Raw genomic sequence first — 20,919 nt, 5'->3', positions numbered from 1 at the left:
GGTTATACATTTTTGAATAAAAGATCTAATATAATTTGTTTTCTATCACTAAGTATCTGGTTGTAAGCTTCATCCGTAATACGCATTGTTTTTTGAAACAATGGACGCATGGAAGTTGGAAAAGAGATTAATGAAATTAGATTTAAGATAAATTGAATTGGATCCATTTTAGTAATCGTTCCTTTATCCATCTCTACTTCCAACTCTTTATAGAATTGATTTAGAATTCGATCCATGTGTTCTTCATCTTTGAAATAGCATCCTTGGTTCAATTGGGTAACCAAATAGATTTCCATATAAGGATATTCTGTCCCCATAGTAAATGAATCATCAATAAATTCCTCGATTTTCATTTTAAAAGGCAGCTCCGAGAAAATAATCGACTCGGTACGTTCCTGTTCTCTATCCTGCGCGTCTTTGAATACAATTTCAAATAAGGCATTTCTTGATCTGAAATAGTAATTAATTAGTGTTCGGTTAACTCCTGCCGCATCAGCTATCTCTTGTGTCGTTGCATTAAATCTACCTTCTCCAAAGAAAATTCTTTTGGCAGTATTTTTAATTAACTCCTCTGTAGCTTCATCTTTTTTTATACTTGACATAATTGTTTGACATTTTTGTTAGACAAAAGTATTTAATAATTGGTTTTGACAAAGATGTCAAACTTTAATTAACAAATAATTAACATTTTAAAATGGATACAAAAAAAGCCCTTACATCACGTAAGGGCTTACTATATAAGGTAAACTATTGCTTAGAATACAAAAATAGGACGGTCACCCATCATATCATTTACACGATCTGCAACAGATTCTATTACTTCTTCATTCGTATGATCTACAATAACTTCATCAATTAAAGCTACAATTGTTTCCATATCTGCTTCTACTAAACCTCTGGTGGTGATAGCAGGAGTTCCAATACGGATCCCTGAAGTTACAAATGGTGATTTATCATCAAATGGAACCATGTTTTTATTGACTGTAATTTCAGCTTTCACTAAAGCATTTTCAGCTTCTTTACCTGAAATATTTTTATTTCTAAGGTCAATCAACATCATATGATTGTCTGTTCCGCCAGAAATAATATTGTAACCTCTCTTCACAAAAGAAGCCGCCATAGCCGCAGCATTTTTCTTCACCTGCATTGCATATGTGAAAAATTCATCTTGCAAAGCTTCACCAAAAGCAACTGCTTTTGCTGCAATAATATGCTCTAATGGTCCACCTTGTGTTCCTGGGAATACTGCTGAATCTAATAATGCAGACATCATTCTGATTTCTCCTTTAGGTGTTTTAAGACCAAATGGATTTTCGAAATCTTTCCCCATCATAATGATTCCTCCACGAGGTCCACGTAATGTTTTATGTGTTGTAGTAGTAACTATATGACAATGTGGAATTGGATCGTTCAATAATCCTTTTGCAATTAAACCAGCAGGATGAGAAATATCGGCAATTAATAAAGCGTCAACACTATCGGCAATCACTCTGAAACGTGCAAAATCCATATCACGAGAATAAGCTGAAGCACCCGCAATAATTACTTGTGGACGTTCTTTTGTTGCAATCTCTTGTATTTTATCATAGTTCAATAATCCTGTTTCTTGTTCAACACCATAAAATACTGGGTTATACAATTTTCCAGAAAAGTTCACTGGAGAACCATGCGTTAAGTGTCCACCATGTGACAAATCGAAACCTAATATTTTATCTCCTGGTTTCAAACAAGCTTGAAATACAGCTGTATTGGCTTGTGAACCTGAGTGAGGTTGTACATTTACATATTCAGCACCAAATAAAGCTTTGGCTCTGTCAATAGCTAATTGTTCAATAACATCTACTACTTCACATCCACCATAATATCTTTTTCCTGGATATCCTTCAGCATATTTGTTAGTTAAAACCGAACCAGCGGCTTCCATTACTTGGTCACTTACAAAATTCTCTGAAGCAATCAATTCCAATCCGTGAATTTGTCTATCTTGTTCTTCAAGAATCAAGTCAAAAATTTGTTCGTCGCGTTGCATTTGATAATATTTCGTTAAATTGATTCCAAAAATACAAAAATCGTTTGTTAAAATGGCAGATAATAATATATTTGATAACTGAATTTTCAACAAACAAATAAACATATAGTATGCCCATCACAGCAAATGATCCTCATAGAAAATCTTGGTTAGCGGTACCAAAAAATAGTGACTTCCCAATTCAAAACATTCCGTTTGGTGTATTCATCACCAAAGATGATGTAGTAACCATTGGTACTCGAATTGGAGATTTCGCCATCGACATGGGAGCATTACAACAAATGAACTACTTTGAAGGAATTGAACTTACCGATGATATGTTCCTTCAAGACACTTTAAATGATTTTATCTCAGACGGAAAAAAAACATGGCGTTTAGTTCGTAATCGAATTGCCGAAATTTTTGATGCAGAGAATGCTTCTCTAAGAGATAATACAGAACATCGCGAAATTGTAATTTTCAAAATCGAAGATGTAGAAATGCAATTACCTGTACTAATTGGTGATTATACTGATTTTTACTCCAGTAAAGAACATGCTACTAATGCAGGACTTATGTTCCGTGATCCAGAAAATGCATTATTGCCAAACTGGTTACACATTCCTGTAGGATACCATGGTAGATCTTCTACTATTATTCCTTCTGGAATTCCAATTCACAGACCTATGGGACAAACTTTGCCAAATGGTGAAACTACGCCTATATTCGGTCCATCAAAATTAGTAGATTTTGAACTTGAAATGGCCTTCATCACAACGGATGCTAATGTAATGGGAGAACCTATTCCTGTAGAGGAAGCAGAAGATTACATCTTTGGTATGGTTTTATTCAATGACTGGAGTGCCCGTGATATTCAAAAATGGGAATATGTTCCACTAGGACCCTTCTTAGCTAAAAACTTTGCTTCTTCTATCTCACCATGGATTGTAACCATGGATGCACTAGAACCTTTTAGAACTAAAGGCCCTAAACAAGAACCACAACCATTACCTTACTTACAAATAGATGGAGATCGTTCTTTTGATATTAACTTACAAGTAGCCATTACTCCGGAAGATGGAGAAGCTACTGTAGTTTCAAACTCAAATTTCAAATACATGTATTGGAATATGAGTCAGCAATTAGCACACCACACCGTAAACGGATGTCGCGTTAATTCTGGTGATATGATGGGATCTGGTACAATCTCTGGTCCTACTCCAGATTCATATGGATCAATGTTAGAACTATCATGGGGTGGAAAAAATCCAATCCAATTGAATGATGGTACAGAACGTAAATTCATCAATGACGGAGATACAGTGACCATGAAAGGTTATTGTGAAAACGATACTATACGATTAGGTTTCGGTGAAGTTTCTAGCAAACTTCTTCCGCCATTCACTAAAAAATAAAATAATTTAAAGCGCCTCCCAAGGGCGCTTTTTTTTGGCTCATTATTTGTTATCCGAAACATAGTAACCGCAGATTTAACAATTTGTACTAAGGCTCATCAAGTAGTCTTATATTTTTTTACATTTGCTCAAAAAAATTCAGATAATGAAAAAACTTATACTCCTTTTTACTATTGTATGCTTTGCATCGTGTGGTGTAAAAAAAACACAAACCATGTTGAGTAATGGTGATTACGATGGCGCAATAGACAAAGCAGTCGATAATCTTCGCTCTAACAAAACCAGTAAGGGAAAACAAGACTATATTTATCTGTTAGAAGAAGCTTATGCAAAAGCAATAGATCGTGATAAACGCGATATTTCGATGCTTGAAAAAGATAAGAACCCGGCAAACATAGAACGTCTGTACAATACTTATATGTTGCTAAACAACAGACAGGAAAGAATCAGACCAATACTTCCTTTATACTTAATGAAAGAAGGTCGAAATGCTATTTTCCCTTTTAGTGATTACTCTAATCAAATTATTGAATACAAAAATGCATTATCGAAATATTTATACAATAATGCGGTGAAATTGCTAACATTGTCCAAAAACAAGATGGATGCTCGTCAGGCTTTTGATGATCTTACTTATATTGAAAACATCAATCCAAACTACAAAGATGTCCATAGCTTGATGGATGAAGCTCGTTTCAAAGGAACTGATTTTGTTCAAGTAAGTACATCCAATGAAACGAATATGGTGATTCCGATTCGTTTACAAAATGATTTATTAAATTTTGATACGTACGGATTAGACGACAAATGGACGGTTTACCACAGTAGTAAACAAAAAGGGATTAACTACGATTATGGTATGATTGTTAATTTCAGACAAATCAGTATCTCTCCAGAGCAAATTAGAGAGAAACAATTTATCCGTGAAAGACAAATTAAAGATGGTACAAAAGACTTATTAGATCGCAATGGAAAACCGGTGCGTGATGATAAAGGTAATATTGTAAAAGTAGATGTTCTTAGAGATGTAAAAATCGATGTCTATGAATTCACGCAATTCAAATCATGTCAAGTAGTTGCAAAAGTGGATTATGTAGATTATAAGAGCAATCAGTTAATACAATCTTTCCCTATAACAAGTGAGTTTGTTTTCCAAAACATTTATGCTAATTACAAAGGAGATCGCAGAGCTATTGATGATAATTATTATGGTAATTTCACTCGAAAACCAATGTTGTTTCCAAGCAATGAGCAAATGGTTTTTGATACCGGAGAAGATTTGAAATCGAAGTTAAAAAGCATCATTACCCAGAATAAGTTCAGGTAAAAAGGAATACTTTTTAAATTAAATATACATATTAACGGATTTGAAGCTATTCTTCAAATCCGTTTTTTTATTCTTCAAAACAATACTAATCAACACATTAACTCTACACATACAACTCTTTTTGAGCCTAAATAAAATTATTTTTATTTTAACTTTGGTATATTGTAAAAATGTATACATTTGCACCAATGAATACTAAAAAGTTACATACAACTTCTACTCTACGGACAATCGCAACCGTTTCTTCACGGTCAGTGCGGTCACTATCACTATAGTACCACCCAGGATTTCGTCTGTTTATTCATTTTTTACAATTTCACATTTTGGAATTATCAACAATCTCTTTAGGATTATTACAGCCTAATTATACATTTTCAACACTACAATTAGCATTATACTGCGTATTTACTTCGCGGCCATAACGGTCTATAATTATACTTTTTTGAAGCGGGTGCGTCCTGCTTCAGCCTTCGCACTATTGTTTTCAATCCCCTATTATTTAACTTAATACGTACATTTTGAAATGAATGTAGCCATTATTATTGCTCAGGAAGAGCATTATAAATATGCGCAAGAAATATGCGATACAATTGAAGCTTCGGCTCTTTTAAGAGGAACTGGAATAGCTAAAAGAACGCCTGAATATGTCATTAAAAAAATGGTAAACAAGGAAGCTATTATTGCTCTGGAGAATGGAAACTTTGCTGGTTTTTGTTATATCGAAAGCTGGCAGCATGGACAATTTGTAGCCCATTCTGGACTCATTGTACATCCTGATTACAGACATTTAGGTCTTGCCAAAAAGATCAAAACGTATGTTTTCAACTATTCGCAACAAAAATATCCTAATGCTAAAATCTTTGGAATTACCACTGGTTTAGCGGTCATGAAAATCAATTCAGATTTAGGATATCGCCCCGTTCCATTTTCAGAGTTAACAGCCGATCCAAGCTTTTGGGCAGGTTGTAAAACGTGTACGAATTTCGATATTTTACAGCGTAAGGAAAACAAAATGTGCCTTTGTACCGGGATGCTATATGACCCGAAACAAAAGATAGAAGAATTAATCAACGAAGAATACACCTTTAATAAAAAAGTGCTGGGCAGACTAAAAAACATCAAACAAGCACTATTCTTAAAAAAAGAAAAAATTTAAACCATGAAAAAAGTAGTTTTAGCATACAGTGGAGGATTAGATACATCTTATTGCCTTAAATATTTAATCCATGAGAAAAATTGTGAAGTACACACTGTATTAATCAATACAGGAGGTTTTGATGTCAACGAGTTATCTGCCATAGAAGACAGAGCCTATGAATTGGGAAGCAGTCAGCATTTAAACATTGATATTGTAGATCATTACTATGAAAAAGCCATTAAATACTTGGTTTTTGGTAATGTCTTAAAAAATAACACTTATCCATTATCCGTAAGTGCAGAGAGAGTTTTTCAGGCTATTGAAGCCATTAAATATGCTAAGAAAATTGGCGCCGATGCTATCGCACATGGAAGTACTGGAGCAGGAAACGATCAAATTCGTTTTGATTTAATTTTCCAAACGATAGCTCCTGAAATCGAAATCATTACACCGATTAGAGATTTAAAATTATCCAGACAAGAAGAAGTTACCTATTTACAAGGTCATGGCGTATCCTATTCTTGGGAGAAAGCACAATATTCAATTAACAAAGGAATTTGGGGAACTAGCGTAGGTGGAAAAGAAACATTGACTTCTCACCTATCCTTGCCGGAAGAAGCCTATCCATCACAATTGAAAGTACAAGAACCTCAAAAAGTAGTATTACACTTTGAAAAAGGAGAATTAGTGGGATTAAACGATACCAAAAATAATCCTACACAAAACATTGTTGCTTTAGAAGAATTGGCCAGTGCTTATGCAATTGGTAGAGATATTCACGTAGGTGATACTATTATTGGAATTAAAGGAAGAGTAGGTTTTGAAGCCGCAGCACCAATCATTATTATAAAAGCACACCACTTGTTAGAAAAACATGTATTGACCAAATGGCAACAATACTGGAAAGAACAATTGGGCAACTGGTATGGAATGTTATTCCATGAAGGGCAGTTTTTAGATCCGGTAATGAGAAACATTGAAACATTCCTAGCCGATACACAAGCAACCGTAACAGGAAGTGTCACAGTATGTTTAAAACCTTATCATTTTTCATTAGAAGGAATTGAATCGGCACACGATTTAATGAATACTACTTTTGGTCAATATGGTGAAATGAACAATGCTTGGACTTCAGATGATGCCAAAGGTTTTATAAAAATACTAGGGAATGCACAAACAATATATTCATCTGTAAACCAATTGAGTTATGATTAAAGTTGGAATAATAGGCGGTTCTGGATATACTGCCGGTGAATTAATCAGAATATTGATGCACCATAGTAAAGTAACCATTGATTTTGTGTACAGTACAACGAATGCCGGAAAATCAATTGCTTCGGTACATCAAGATGTACTGGGTGATTTGGAATTAGATTTCACCGGGCAAATCAATCCACAAGTGAATGTTGTATTTCTCTGCTTAGGCCATGGAAAATCGAAAACATTTCTTTCCGAAAACACTTTTGAATCCCATACCCGAATCATCGATTTGAGTAATGATTTCAGATTGCAAAAAGAGGCTGAATTTCAAGGAAAACCTTTTGTATATGGATTACCTGAATTGAATAAAACAGCTATTCAGAAAGCCAATTACATTGCCAATCCAGGTTGTTTTGCTACAGCTATTCAACTGGCATTATTGCCTTTAGCAGCGCAACAAAAGCTTACAGAAGCAGTGCACATTAATGCCGTAACAGGAAGTACAGGAGCTGGTGTGCAACCAGTAGCAACAACTCATCATAGCTGGAGAGCTAGTAATATGTCCCATTATAAAGCATTTTCACACCAACATTTGGATGAAATCAATCAAAGTGTAGTGCAATTGCAAGAGAATTATACGGACGAATTACTGTTTATTCCTAATAGAGGTGATTTTTCAAGAGGAATTTTCGCAACCTTATACACAAAAGTGAATCAGAATATAGAAGACATTCTTGAAATCTACCAATCGTATTATCAAAATCATCCTTTTGTAACGGTTACCACAGCAGATATCCATTTGAAACAAGTAGTTCAAACCAACAAATGTATTATCAGTTTGGTAAAATCTGGAGATCAACTTTTAATCACATCTATCATTGATAATCTGATTAAAGGAGCATCTGGACAAGCGATTCAAAATATGAATTTGATGTTTGGTTTAGAAGAAAAAGAAGGTTTACAACTAAAACCAGGAGGTTTTTAAAAAATAAAAAAATGAGTTTATTCAACGTTTACCCAATATATAATATTACCCCAACCAAAGCATTAGGAGCAACCGTTTGGGACGAGAACAACCAACCTTATCTGGATTTCTATGGCGGTCACGGTGTGATTTCTGTAGGGCATTCCCATCCAGATTATGTAAAAACGGTTACAGAACAATTACAAAAAATTGGATTTTATTCCAATTCAATTCAAAATCCGTTACAAGAAGCATTAGCGAAACAACTCACACAACAATCGGGTTATGGAGATTATAGTCTTTTCTTGTGCAATTCAGGGGCTGAAGCCAATGAAAATGCATTAAAGCTCGCTTCATTTTATACCCAAAAATCGAAAGTAATTAGTTTCAACAAAAGCTTTCATGGTCGTACTTCTGCTTCTGTTGCTGTAACGGATAATCCTTCTATCGTTGCTCCAATTAATGCAAATCATCCCGTTGTGTTTCTACCTTTAAATGATATTGACGCTGTAAAACAGGAAATTGAAAAAGGTGACATCTGCGCAGTAATCATTGAAGGTATACAAGGTGTTGGCGGATTAGATCAAGGAACTACTGCCTTTTTTCAAGCATTGGAAAAATTATGCCACGAGCATAACGTAATTTTAATTCTAGATGAAATTCAAAGTGGTTATGGAAGATCTGGTAAATTCTTTGCGCATCAGCATCATGGCATTCAAGCCGATATTATTTCGATGGCAAAAGGAATGGGGAATGGATTTCCAATTGGTGGAATATTAATCAATCCAAAATTCAAAGCTTCCTTTGGTTTACTAGGAACAACCTTTGGAGGAAATCACTTGGCTTGCGCCGCAGCATTATCCGTTTTGGCTATTATGGAACAAGAAGCTATTTTGGAAAATGTAATGATTCAAAACGAGTATTTCGTCAAAGCAATGCAAAATATCCCTGGAATTAAGGCTATTAAAGGTCGTGGTTTGATGTTAGGTCTGGTTTTCGATTTTGATGTCGCGGAACTACGAAAAAAATTAATCCTTGAACAGTTTATTTTCACTGGAAGTGCTTCTCAAAAAAATCTTTTGAGAATCTTGCCACCCTTGAATATTACACACAAGGACATTGACCAATTTGCCCAAGGATTACAAAACGCTTTACAAACATTATAATACTAAAATCATGAAAAAATTCACTTCTGTAGACGATATAACAGATTTAGAGGAATTGATTTTACTGGCTAAAAAAATTAAATCAAACCCTTATAATAATGCCGAATTAGGCAAGAACAAAACACTAGGATTATTATTCTTTAATCCTAGCTTAAGAACAAGATTAAGCACTCAAAAAGCTGCTTCAAATTTAGGCATGCATTCGATGGTCATGAACCTCAACACAGAAGGTTGGAGTTTAGAGTTTGAGGATGGTGCTATCATGAATGGTGGAAAGGCAGAACATATTAAGGAAGCTGCTCAAGTGGTTTCTCAATATTGTGATGTTATTGCAATAAGAAGCTTTCCTACTCTAACCGACAAAGAAAAGGATGAAGAAGAGCAGGTCATTAGTGCTTTTGTACAATATGCTTCAGTACCCGTAATTAGTTTAGAAGGTGCAACTGAGCATCCTTTACAAGCGGTTGCCGATGCTTTGACTATTCAGGAATATAAAACCAAGAGAAAACCAAAGGTGGTTTTAACATGGGCCCCACATCCTAAAGCATTGCCGCATGCAGTTCCCAATTCTTTTGTAAAAATGATGAAATTATCAAATGTAGATTTGGTTATTGCACATCCAGAAGGATATGAACTGAATCCAGAAATTACCAAAGGAGCTACGATTACGCATAATCAAGATGAAGCTTTTGCAAAAGCCGATTTTATTTATGCTAAAAACTGGAGTTCGTATCAAGAATATGGGCAAATTATTTCTAGTGATCCAAACTGGACTGTAACTCCTGAAAAAATGGAATTGACTAACAAGGCAAAATTCATGCATTGTTTACCCGTAAGAAGAAACATGATTGTCAGTGATGCGGTATTGGATAGCGAAACCTCTATAGTAATTCCTCAAGCGAATAACAGAACGTATGCAACACAGGCTATTCTGACTCAAATTTTGGAACATGAAAATTAAACAATCATTAACCATCGTAAAAATTGGAGGTAATATCATTGATGATGCTCAGGCATTGACATCATTTTTAATGGCTTATTCCAATATTTATGGTCCAAAAATATTAGTCCATGGTGGCGGAAAATCTGCTACAAAAACAGCCGAACAGTTTAATTTAAAACCAGAATTTGTTGACGGTAGAAGAATTACTGATGCTCCTATGCTAGATGTTGCAGTAATGGTATATGCTGGTTTAATTAACAAACAAATTGTTGCACAACTCCAGGCTTTAGGCACTACTGCAATGGGTTTTACAGGAGCGGATGGAAATTTAATACAATCCGAAAAAAGACAACATAACACTATTGATTTTGGTTACGTGGGTGATGTCGTTACGGTTCAAACCAGTTTGCTTGAAAAATTATTGGCTACCGATATATCCTTAGTTTTTTGTGCTATTACCCATGATAATAAAGGACAATTATTAAACACAAATGCCGATACTATTGCAAGTGAATTAGCGATTGCATTATCGGATGAATACGATGTAAATCTGATGTATTGCTTTGAGAAAAAAGGAGTTCTATTGGATTTAAATGATGAAAACAGCGTTGTAAAACAAATGACTTTTGATTATTACAATGAATTAAAAACCGCTCAAGTTATCCATTCTGGCATGCTTCCAAAATTAGACAACTGTTTCTATGCCTTATCAAATGGTGTTCAGAAAATCAGTATTGGGGATCAAAGTCAAATAGAAAATACAACGGCGCAGTACACAACAATAAGCTTATGAAAGATAAAGCCACATTAACCACAGCAGCAATACAGTTACTAAAAGAGCTGATTACAACGCGTTCTTTTTCATCAGAAGAAGATCAAACGGCCTTGCTGATTGAAAACTGGTTTACAGAAAATCAAATCTCATTTCATAGAGAAAATAATAATATATGGGCATACAACCATTTTTTTGATCCTGAGAAACCTACGTTATTATTGAATTCTCACCACGATACGGTAAAACCAAATCATGGTTATACCAATGATCCTTTTGATGCTATAGTAAAGGAAGGAAAACTCTATGGCTTAGGTAGTAATGATGCGGGTGGTTGTTTAGTTTCACTGATCGCAACATTTACACATTTTTACAAAAATGAAAACCTAAGCCATAATATCGTGATCGTGGCTTCAGCGGAGGAAGAAAGTAGTGGTCCAAATGGTTTAAACAGTGTTTTGAAACATTTACCTCAACTGGATTGTGCTATAGTGGGTGAGCCTACAGAAATGCAATTGGCCATTGCCGAAAAAGGATTATTAGTCCTCGATGTTGCTGTTCAGGGTACAGCCAGTCATGCTGCACATCAGAACAATGACAATCCAATCTATAATGCGCTTCCTGTTATACAATGGTTCAAGGATTTTAGTTTTGAAAAAGTATCACCTGTTTTAGGCCCCGTTAAAATGACCGTTACCCAAATCAATGCGGGAAAACAACACAATGTTGTACCATCTGATTGTCATTTGGTTGTGGATATCCGTGTAAATGATTGTTATAGCAATCAGGAAGTGCTAGACATTGTACAAAACAATATTCAAGGTGTACAACCGCGTTCTCTGCATTTAAATGCTTCGGCTATTGCAATCGAACATCCATTAGTTCAGGCAGGAATTGCATTGGGTAGAACAACCTATGGCTCTCCTACTCTTTCGGATCAATCTGTATTGAGTTGTCAGTCTCTTAAACTAGGACCTGGTAATTCGTTACGCTCTCATACTGCCGACGAATTTATTTTCGTCGAAGAGATAGAACAGGGTATCGCCTTATATATACAAATACTTTCAGATTTTCTGAATCAATACTAATATCCTAAATACAATACTTATGAAACTTTGGGAAAAAGGAATAGCAACCGATCTGCAAATTGATCATTTTACCGTAGGAAATGACAGAACATTGGACTTGGTTCTCGCAAAATATGATGCTTTAGGATCTATCGCTCATGCAAAAATGCTGCATCAAATTGGTCTTTTGACTTCTATTGAAACGGATGCCTTAGTACAGGCTTTGGAAGAAATTTTAAATGATATCGAAAAAGGACAGTTTGTGATTGAAGATACTTTTGAAGATGTGCATTCAAAAATTGAATATTTATTGACTGAAAAAGTGGGTGAAGCTGGGAAAAAGATTCATACAGCACGTTCTAGAAATGATCAGGTTTTGGTCGATATGCATCTGTATCTCAAAGATGAATTGATTGCAATCAAAGAACAAGTATTGGATTTATTCGATTTGCTAATGGAATTATCCCATCAGTATCAAAATACCTTAATGCCAGGTTATACACATTTTCAAATTGCGATGCCTTCTTCTTTCGGATTGTGGTTTTCTGCTTATGCCGAAAGTTTGATTGATGATATAACCATGCTGAATGCTGCACTTGAGATTGTAGATCAGAATCCTTTGGGTTCGGCTGCTGGTTATGGAAGTTCATTCCCAATCGACAGAACATTTACAACTAAAGCACTGAATTTCTCTACTTTGAAATATAATGCTGTGGCCGCACAAATGAGTAGAGGTAAATCGGAAAAAACAGTTGCATTTGCGTTGAGCAGTGTAGCGGCTACCCTATCTAAATTTGCTATGGATGTTACAATTTATATGAGTCAGAATTTTGATTTCATTACACTACCCTCGCATCTTACTACAGGATCGAGTATTATGCCACATAAAAAAAATCCAGATGTTTTTGAATTAATCAGAGGCAAATGCAATAAAATTCAAGCGTTACCTTACGAGTTAACCTTGTTAACGAATAACCTTCCAAGTGGTTATCATAGGGACTTTCAATTGTTGAAAGAGGGATTATTCCCTGCCCTTCAAAATCTAAAAGCCTGTTTGGACATGTCTTTGTATGCAACCAAAGATATTCAGGTTAAGGAACACATTTTAGAGGATTCAAAATATGATTACCTCTTTACTGTGGACGCTTTAAATGAATTAGTCCAACAAGGAATGCCTTTTAGAGATGCGTATAAAATAATAGGAGAACAAACTGAAAAGGGTACTTTTCAATCACCTAAGAAAACACAACATACGCATGAAGGGAGTATCAACAACCTTTGTTTAAGTGAAATTAAACATAAAATGAAAAACACTTTCTAATCAAAAGTATTGGCAATCAAAAAGTTTCGAATATAGATTCGAAACTTCTTTGGTTGTTTGTAAACAACAAATCTTTTTATTCGAAACCAAAATTCCTACTAAATACATATATTTGAGTATTAATCATCTTAAATCATATCGTATTGGGACAATTCGAAGAACAAGCTACCCAGACTCTTTTTGAAAAAAATCTAATTTCAGCAGAGCAGCTTAACCAAATAAAGGAATATCGTAGCTTGAGTATTTTTTCTCTTTATGGAGAGCTCAAATTATTTCTGTATTTATCGGTTATATTATTTACATCTGGAATTGGAATTTTAATTTATCAAAATATAGATACGATAGGACACATTGCTATTTTGTCTCTATTATTGATTGTTACAATAGTCTGTTTCTATTTCTGTTTTAAAAATGCTACAGGTTTCCAAAAAGAAGATTCCAGCTTTGAAAATCCCGTATTACATTATCTAGTACTGACCGCAACAATCTTAAGTTGCATTTTTGTAGGGTATATCCAATTCCAATATGAGCTTTTCGGAACGCATTATGGCATTGCGACATTAGTGCCTACTATTATTAGTTTTGGTTGTGCTTATTATTTTGACAATAAGAGTGTTCTAGCTATTGCAATAACAGGTTTAGCGGCCTATATTGGTCTATCGGTTAGTCCACAGACTTTACTTCACAATGATTTTTACACCACAGATACATTAAGTTATTCTGCTATTTTACTGGGTGTTTTATTAATTGTTTGGACAATATACAGTTCGAAAATTAATTTAAAAACACACTTTAATTTTATTTATTTAACCTACGCCTTACATCTGATTAGTATCGCCTCCATCAATAATTTATTGGAAAGCTATTGGTTGATTTCTGCCGTTATTTTAGCTATTTCAACCTATTACTTCTATAAAGCTAGTTATCAGAATTCCTCCATTTCACTATTCGTCTTTACCATTGTATATGCCTATATTGGAATAAACATTGTGATTTCTAAATTCATATTCAATCATTTTGATGAGTATGTATTATATCTATTACCTTTTTATATCATAGGATCCATTTTGTTATTTATCAAATTAATTAAAAACTTCAATAAACAAAAAGCAAATGATAGTATACGATAAGAATTTATTGAAGAATCTCTTTTTAGTAGATGAAGTTCAGACTTTACAAAAAGCACATTTCATTACCAAAGAACAGATGCAAAATGCAATCAAAGAATTGCCAATACTTAAACGTCAGGAAAATATTTTAATTCGTCTGGGATTCTTTTTATTAGGCGTGTTTTTATATTTGTCAGTTTGTGGTGTAATATCCCTATTAGGGCTTCCCATTATTTCTGATTCTTACAAGGCTTTCTGCTATCTTTTTGCTATAGTGGGCTTGGCAGGAACAGAATTTTTTGCAAGACTAACGTATTATGGATATGGCTTAGATGATGCATTCGCCTTTGGTACATTATTAACTCTTGCTCTAGCCATTGGCATTTCAACTGAGGGAAATAATATATTAGCCATTACAATAACGACATCCATTGTTTCTCTTATCCTGTACCTCCGTTATGTACACTTACTTTCAATAATTATTTTTTGTGTTGCTTCCATTGCAACATTGGGATATGCGACCTATAATTATCTAGAAATTGGAGAAGTGATTCTACCCTTTGTAATAATTTTGTATTCCATCCTACTCTATTATACCAGTAATATGTTCCTTAAGAATTTAAAGGCTCCCTTTTATTATAATGGGCTTATATTAGTAAAAAGCATTAGCTTGTTATTATTCTATTGCTCTGGTAATTACTATATTGTGAGAGAACTTTCGGCAACGATTACATTCGATTATTATGAAATAAGTCCAGAAATTCCTTTTGCATTCTTTTTCTGGGGTTTTACGTTTATTATTCCAATTGTATATTTAATTTTTGCATTACGAAATAAAGATCGAATCTTACTATGGATGGGCTGCTTGGCATTTTGTTTCTCCATCTTTACCTTCCGATCCTATCATCATATTTTACCAACTGAAGTTATGCTGACTTTTTGCGGATTGTTGCTTTTTGCTTTTACTTACTTTTTTATAAAAAAGATAAAAGATAATGTCGTGGGACTTACCTTTAAACCGGATCGATTTGACAATCCTAATGCATTGCTGAATGCAGAAGCATTGCTAATTGCATCGGCATTCAATATAAAACCAGAACTAAAAGTAGAAGACTCACCTATGGAATTTGGTGGTGGAGGCTTTAGTGGTGGTGGTTCAGGAGAAAGTTTCTAAAAGAAATCATCTGCATAAATAAAAGAGTTCCGAATAGCTATTCGGAACTCTTTTGTTATACTTTATTTCGTAGTCTAAAAATGTACATCATCGGCACTAGATCCATAAGTCGCTGGTAACGGAATGTCTAATAAGCGTAGATATACTCCCATTTGGGCTCTATGATGGATAATCTGACTCATTGCATGACGAATTAAATCTCCTTTGGAAAACGTAGCATAAATGGTTTCTCCATTGCGTAATGTCCATGGTTCTGCTAAGATTTTCTCATTCTCCGGAAGTAGCATACTTTTTCCATCTACCAATGATTTCTCAAAAAAATCCAATAGTTCGGGTGTCGAATTAATAGGTTTAGGAACATACGGAGTAGTTGCAAAGTCCAATTCGTCCGTAGTATAAGCCATCGTAATCCATGTAGGCAGTTCTGCAATATGCGCCCCTAACGTACGAATATCCATACTTTTAGGATGGGGCTGCCAATCGAATTTGTCCGAAGGGACTGCACCAAGAATTCTTCTTGTTGCACTCGATTCTGCATTTAACTCTTTTAAATACAATTCAGTTAAGTTCATAATTTAGATTGTTTGTTAGTTTGGTTTAGTAAAAATAATAAACATAACGCACATAATAACAAACACTTATCTATAATAAATCAAGAACAAGCAACACAATTTCAACTGATTATAATCTGATATTTATATTTCTGAAGCTAATGCTTCGGCATCTATATCACTGTGTGAAGTGTTATAAACCGATTTTCCCTTTTTTATTAAAAGTAATTGAGGAGATTGATGTACTACATTAAATCGCTGTGTAATCTCATTCGAAATATCACGATGTTCTAATAAATCTAGAAAATAAGCCACTACACTATCTTCTGATAGATTATATTCTTTTTCAAAATTTTTCAACGCCATTCGACTGATACTGCATCGAGTACTGTGTTTAAAAATAATCACTGGTTTTTCTTCAGAAATTGCCACAATTTCGTCCAATTGACTTATATCGTTTAAATCAATCCACTGAATCGCATTAGATTGATCTTCATTCCCTGCATTTGAATCTCCAAATATTTTACTAAATATGCTCATATCACCTAATTGTGTTTAAATTGAATGTAAAAAACAAAGCTATAACATTACAACATTCGTTTTACATAACAAAAAGTTAAAGCGACATTTCTGTATTTCATAAGAAAATTAAGAATAATTTAGCGCAAGCACAACCTTCATCTCTTAATAAATCATTACCTTTAAGTTCCGTTTTTTTCATAAAAACATTCATTTTGTCGCAATACAAGACAATTTGTCTTTCTACTCAACTCAAAAGTGGTCATTTTGTCAGATTTCACTTATTGGAACACTAATTGAAAAATAGATACCAAAGAAGATAAAAAAAGATAAAAATATGAACTTAAACAATTATACTATAAAATCACAGGAAGCGATACAGCAGGCACAGCAGCTTGCTCAAAGCTTAGGTCATCAGCAAATTGAAAATGAGCATTTATTCAAAGCTATTTTTGAAGTTGATGAAAATGTAGCTCCGTTTATACTGAAGAAACTGAATGTAAATGTTCCTCTATTTATTCAAATATTAGACAGTACACTTCAAAGTTTCCCTAAAGTATCAGGAGGTGATTTAATGTTATCTCGTGAAACGGGAAATACATTAAATGAGGCCAATAACATTGCTAAAAAAATGAACGATGAATTTGTTTCTATTGAACATTTAATACTAGCAATATTCAGCTCAAAAAGTAAAGTTGCTCAAATCTTAAAAGATCAAGGAGTAACTGAAAAAGGTTTAAAATCGGCTATTGATGAATTGCGTAAAGGCGAAAGAGTAACCTCTGCTAGTGCAGAAGAAACCTACAATGCTTTAAATAAATACGCTAAAAATTTAAATCAATTGGCTAACGATGGAAAATTAGATCCTGTTATTGGTCGTGATGAAGAAATCAGACGTGTATTACAAATTCTATCACGTCGTACCAAAAACAATCCAATGTTAGTTGGAGAACCTGGTGTTGGTAAAACAGCCATTGCGGAAGGTCTTGCCCATCGAATTGTTCAAGGTGATGTTCCAGAAAATCTAAAAGATAAAATTGTATTTTCTTTGGATATGGGAGCCTTAATTGCCGGAGCAAAATACAAAGGAGAATTTGAAGAACGTTTAAAATCGGTTGTAAAAGAAGTTACTAGTGCAGAAGGAGATATTGTATTATTCATTGATGAAATCCATACTCTTGTAGGTGCTGGTGGTGGTGAAGGTGCTATGGATGCGGCTAATATTCTGAAACCGGCTTTAGCCCGTGGAGAATTAAGAGCTATTGGTGCTACAACTTTGGATGAATATCAAAAATATTTTGAAAAAGATAAAGCCCTTGAAAGACGTTTCCAAAAAATCATGGTAGATGAACCGGATACAGAAAGTGCCATCTCTATCTTGCGTGGTATTAAAGAGAAATATGAAACACACCATAAAGTACGTATCAAAGACGAAGCAATTATTTCTGCAGTAGAATTATCGCAACGTTACATTACCAATCGTTTTCTTCCCGATAAAGCCATTGATTTAATGGATGAGGCTGCATCAAAATTGCGTATGGAAATCAATTCCAAGCCAGAAGAATTAGATGTATTAGATCGTAAAATAATGCAACTCGAAATCGAAATTGAAGCGATTAAACGTGAAAATGACGAAACGAAATTAAAATCATTGGGGATGGAAGTTGCCAACCTCAAAGAAGATCGAAATGAAATATATGCACGTTGGAAAAGTGAGAAAGATGTAGTCGATAATATCCAAACAGCAAAAACTGAAATTGAGAACTTCAAATTAGAAGCGGAAAAGGCAGAACGTGAAGGAGATTACGGAAAAGTAGCGGAAATACGTTATGGTAAAATAAAAGATGCCCAAGAGCGTCTAAACCTATTGCAAAAACAGTTAGAAGAAAACCAAAACGGAGAACACTCTCTTATTAAAGAAGAAGTAACCTCCGAAGATATTGCTGAAGTAGTAGCAAAATGGACCGGTATTCCAGTAACTAAAATGCTACAAAGCGAGCGTGAAAAATTATTGCGATTAGAAGATGAATTACACCATAGAGTCGTAGGACAAGAAGAAGCTATCGAAGCCGTGAGTGATGCAGTACGTAGAAATCGCGCAGGATTACAGGATCAGAAAAAACCAATTGGTTCATTCCTATTTTTAGGAACGACAGGAGTAGGTAAAACCGAATTAGCAAAAGCCTTGGCTTCGTACTTATTTGATGATGAAAATGCAATGACTCGCATTGATATGAGTGAATACCAAGAACGTCATAGTGTGAGTAGATTAGTCGGTGCACCTCCAGGATATGTAGGTTATGATGAAGGAGGACAATTAACAGAAGCTGTTCGTAGAAAACCTTATTCTGTCGTATTGTTAGATGAGATTGAAAAAGCACATCCTGATACATTCAACATCTTATTACAGGTATTGGATGAAGGTCGATTGACTGATAACAAAGGTCGATTAGCCGATTTTAAAAATACGATTATCATTATGACCTCTAATATGGGAAGTCATATTATACAAGAGAAATTTGATAATTTAAACGGTAGTGTCGAAACTGCTATTGAACTAGCAAAAGTAGAAGTGCTTGGTTTGTTAAAACAAACCGTTCGACCTGAATTTATTAATCGTATCGATGACATAGTGATGTTTACACCACTTAGTCAGGATAACATTAGACAAATTGTAAACATTCAATTGAAATCTGTATCCAAAATGTTAGCGTTGCAAAACATTACTTTGGATGCAACACCAGAAGCAATTGATTACATCTCGAAAAAAGGTTTTGATCCACATTTTGGAGCTAGACCCGTAAAACGAGTGATACAAAAAGAAGTTCTAAATGAACTATCGAAAGAAATTTTATCAGGAAAAATAACAACTGATAGTATAATTCTTCTGGATAGTTTTGATGGGAATTTAGTGTTCCGTAATCAAACTGCGGAGCATACCGAAAATGAGTTCGTAAACGAATAATTTTTTTTTTGAGTTTAATACTTTGAGGAAACACCTCCTTCTCGATATTGCATTGAGATCGAGGTGTTTTTTGTATATAAAATAATGCTGCTATAAAAACCAATAGCCTCTACTATTCATTTAGTAGAGGCTATTCGTTTTTTTTTTGAGAGCGTTGATTTTATAAAAAAGAGAGCATTTAATATTCTTCTAAATAGTAATCTTAAATTGATTTATAAATTCTGTTAATCGGAATACCTAGATTGTGTTTTAAAATTACTCTTTCATCGGTAATTCCCCAAACTGTAGTTTCAACTACTTTTTTAGAAATATCATCTTCAAAAAAGATTTTAATTTTTTCATGTTCTAGATTACCTAATGAAAGTGCTCTATCTAAATCTGTTTTTCTACGGCAAATTGCGTCTGAATCACTCAATACATCGTTTTTTGGAAAAGTCAATGTATCGATGATTTCTTTGTCTATCGTCTCGAATGTCGTCATTGTAAAGTGTAATGTAATTAATAATTAAATTAGTGGTACATAAAATTAAAAAAATATAATCAAACCGACCAACTATTTAAGATAAAATATAGCTATACTTTAACATATTTAGTAGGTAAAATGGCATTGTGTTGCTACTCTTGAAAAAAAATCCTTCTTATTTGTGTTTTTTTTAAGATATTTACGCAACCATTATCCCATTTTTTTATCTTTCTAATAAACTATTAAAAAAATACATCTATGAAAACTTTCCAATTAAAAACTATAGCCTTAGTATTATTTGTCACTACATTATTCTCTTGTAGTAATAGTGATAATGACTTGGGTATTGAAACTCCAGAGGTTGTAAAACCTGCTTTAGTATCGAATGTAACAGGCCCAGCAACTGCTCGCGCAAATAAACAAGTTAAGATCGTTGTTGAATTTAAAGTAGAAAGTAATTGCGGTTCTCTAAATCGTTTTATTACAACTACTGAGGATGTTGATGTTGCTCGAGTAGAAGTAGAAGCGCGTTATAGCGGACAATGTTCTCCACAGATCATTACCAGAACAGTTGATTATGTTTTTGCAGCACCGGCAGTAGGAACGTATAAAATTCGTTTTAAAAGCGGTCCATCAGAATTCATAACACATACTATGGAAATAACACAATAACAAAGTATCACAATAAAAAAAGCACTAACTCATTCGACTTAGTGCTTTTTTTATGCTGCAAATTTAAATTTTGTTTGTAGTCTATTCATTCTAGTCCAGAACTTCTTACTTTTAGGGTTCAAAAAATAGAGTGAATCAAATTGTA

Annotated in this window: 19 protein-coding genes; 14 read left to right on the top strand and 5 right to left on the bottom strand. The window is 34.1% G+C overall.

The genetic code is table 11. The features are described 5' to 3' along the window. Positions 1-2: 2 nt before the first annotated feature. Together P6733_RS09110 and glyA are read right to left on the bottom strand one after the other, a co-directional pair. Positions 3-602, bottom strand: a complete 600-nt coding sequence (locus P6733_RS09110) for a TetR/AcrR family transcriptional regulator (protein WP_306352548.1) — start codon at positions 600-602, stop codon at positions 3-5. Between the two features lie 152 nt (positions 603-754). Further along, the gene (gene glyA / locus P6733_RS09105) at positions 755-2,029 is read right to left on the bottom strand and encodes a serine hydroxymethyltransferase (RefSeq protein ID WP_306352547.1); all 1,275 of its coding nucleotides are present in this window, start codon (positions 2,027-2,029) and stop codon (positions 755-757) included. 110 nt (positions 2,030-2,139) lie between these two features. On the opposite strand from glyA, the gene fahA reads away from it, so the two are divergent. The 12 genes from fahA to P6733_RS09045 all read left to right on the top strand — a co-directional run bounded on the left by fahA (position 2,140) and on the right by P6733_RS09045 (position 15,604). Continuing rightward, positions 2,140-3,423 (top strand): fumarylacetoacetase, encoded by a 1,284-nt coding sequence (fahA, locus tag P6733_RS09100; RefSeq protein ID WP_306352546.1) that lies wholly within the window; start codon positions 2,140-2,142, stop codon positions 3,421-3,423. Between the two features lie 145 nt (positions 3,424-3,568). Beyond that, the gene (locus tag P6733_RS09095; protein ID WP_306352545.1) at positions 3,569-4,750 is read left to right on the top strand and encodes a hypothetical protein; all 1,182 of its coding nucleotides are present in this window, start codon (positions 3,569-3,571) and stop codon (positions 4,748-4,750) included. A gap of 523 nt (positions 4,751-5,273) precedes the next feature. Further along, entirely contained in the window at positions 5,274-5,906 is a 633-nt protein-coding gene (locus P6733_RS09090; RefSeq protein WP_306352544.1) for a GNAT family N-acetyltransferase, read from the top strand. A gap of 3 nt (positions 5,907-5,909) precedes the next feature. Further along, on the top strand, positions 5,910-7,103 hold the full coding sequence (locus tag P6733_RS09085; protein WP_306352543.1) for an argininosuccinate synthase: 1,194 nt from the start codon (positions 5,910-5,912) through the stop codon (positions 7,101-7,103). Continuing rightward, complete coding sequence (gene argC / locus P6733_RS09080) at positions 7,096-8,073, top strand: N-acetyl-gamma-glutamyl-phosphate reductase (protein ID WP_306352542.1); 978 nt, start codon at positions 7,096-7,098, stop codon at positions 8,071-8,073. The genes P6733_RS09085 and argC overlap by 8 nt, the downstream gene beginning before the upstream one ends. Before the next feature lie 11 nt (positions 8,074-8,084). Beyond that, positions 8,085-9,218: an aspartate aminotransferase family protein gene (locus tag P6733_RS09075; RefSeq protein WP_306352541.1), complete on the top strand. Its 1,134-nt coding sequence runs from the start codon at positions 8,085-8,087 to the stop codon at positions 9,216-9,218. 10 nt (positions 9,219-9,228) lie between these two features. Next, a complete protein-coding gene (locus P6733_RS09070; protein ID WP_306352540.1) occupies positions 9,229-10,179 on the top strand; it encodes an N-acetylornithine carbamoyltransferase in 951 nt (316 codons plus the stop codon). Further along, entirely contained in the window at positions 10,169-10,954 is a 786-nt protein-coding gene (gene argB, locus P6733_RS09065) for an acetylglutamate kinase (RefSeq protein ID WP_306352539.1), read from the top strand. The genes P6733_RS09070 and argB overlap by 11 nt, the downstream gene beginning before the upstream one ends. Next, entirely contained in the window at positions 10,951-12,021 is a 1,071-nt protein-coding gene (locus P6733_RS09060; RefSeq protein ID WP_306352538.1) for a M20 family metallo-hydrolase, read from the top strand. The genes argB and P6733_RS09060 overlap by 4 nt, the downstream gene beginning before the upstream one ends. A gap of 19 nt (positions 12,022-12,040) precedes the next feature. Next, positions 12,041-13,321, top strand: coding sequence for an argininosuccinate lyase (gene argH, locus P6733_RS09055; protein ID WP_306352537.1), 1,281 nt, complete (start codon positions 12,041-12,043; stop codon positions 13,319-13,321). A 143-nt stretch (positions 13,322-13,464) separates the two neighbouring features. Beyond that, complete coding sequence (locus P6733_RS09050) at positions 13,465-14,451, top strand: DUF2157 domain-containing protein (protein WP_306352536.1); 987 nt, start codon at positions 13,465-13,467, stop codon at positions 14,449-14,451. Beyond that, positions 14,435-15,604 carry a hypothetical protein gene (locus P6733_RS09045; protein WP_306352535.1) on the top strand — a complete coding sequence of 390 codons (1,170 nt, stop codon included), beginning with the start codon at positions 14,435-14,437 and terminating at the stop codon, positions 15,602-15,604. Before P6733_RS09050 ends, P6733_RS09045 begins: the two co-directional genes overlap by 17 nt. 74 nt (positions 15,605-15,678) lie before the next feature. On the opposite strand, the gene P6733_RS09040 is transcribed toward P6733_RS09045, so the two are convergent. Continuing rightward, positions 15,679-16,176, bottom strand: a complete 498-nt coding sequence (locus P6733_RS09040) for a DinB family protein (protein ID WP_306352534.1) — start codon at positions 16,174-16,176, stop codon at positions 15,679-15,681. A 123-nt stretch (positions 16,177-16,299) separates the two neighbouring features. Beyond that, positions 16,300-16,695, bottom strand: coding sequence for a bacillithiol system redox-active protein YtxJ (gene ytxJ, locus P6733_RS09035; RefSeq protein WP_306352533.1), 396 nt, complete (start codon positions 16,693-16,695; stop codon positions 16,300-16,302). Between the two features lie 316 nt (positions 16,696-17,011). On the opposite strand from ytxJ, the gene clpB reads away from it, so the two are divergent. Next, positions 17,012-19,639 (top strand): ATP-dependent chaperone ClpB, encoded by a 2,628-nt coding sequence (gene clpB, locus P6733_RS09030; RefSeq protein WP_306352532.1) that lies wholly within the window; start codon positions 17,012-17,014, stop codon positions 19,637-19,639. 202 nt (positions 19,640-19,841) lie between these two features. Here the strand turns inward: clpB and P6733_RS09025 are convergent, their stop codons facing one another. After that, positions 19,842-20,120 carry a hypothetical protein gene (locus P6733_RS09025; RefSeq protein WP_306352531.1) on the bottom strand — a complete coding sequence of 93 codons (279 nt, stop codon included), beginning with the start codon at positions 20,118-20,120 and terminating at the stop codon, positions 19,842-19,844. A 240-nt stretch (positions 20,121-20,360) separates the two neighbouring features. Here P6733_RS09025 and P6733_RS09020 point away from each other — a divergent pair, with 240 nt between their 5' ends. Then, the gene (locus P6733_RS09020; protein WP_306352530.1) at positions 20,361-20,774 is read left to right on the top strand and encodes a hypothetical protein; all 414 of its coding nucleotides are present in this window, start codon (positions 20,361-20,363) and stop codon (positions 20,772-20,774) included. Positions 20,775-20,919: the final 145 nt, after the last annotated feature.

It is taken from the genome of Flavobacterium aerium, assembly GCF_030766725.1.
In the GTDB taxonomy this organism is placed as follows: Bacteria; Bacteroidota; Bacteroidia; order Flavobacteriales; family Flavobacteriaceae; genus Flavobacterium; species Flavobacterium aerium.
The sequence above is the reverse complement of the archived record's forward strand: the minus strand, read 5'-3'. Positions and strand labels throughout refer to the sequence as shown.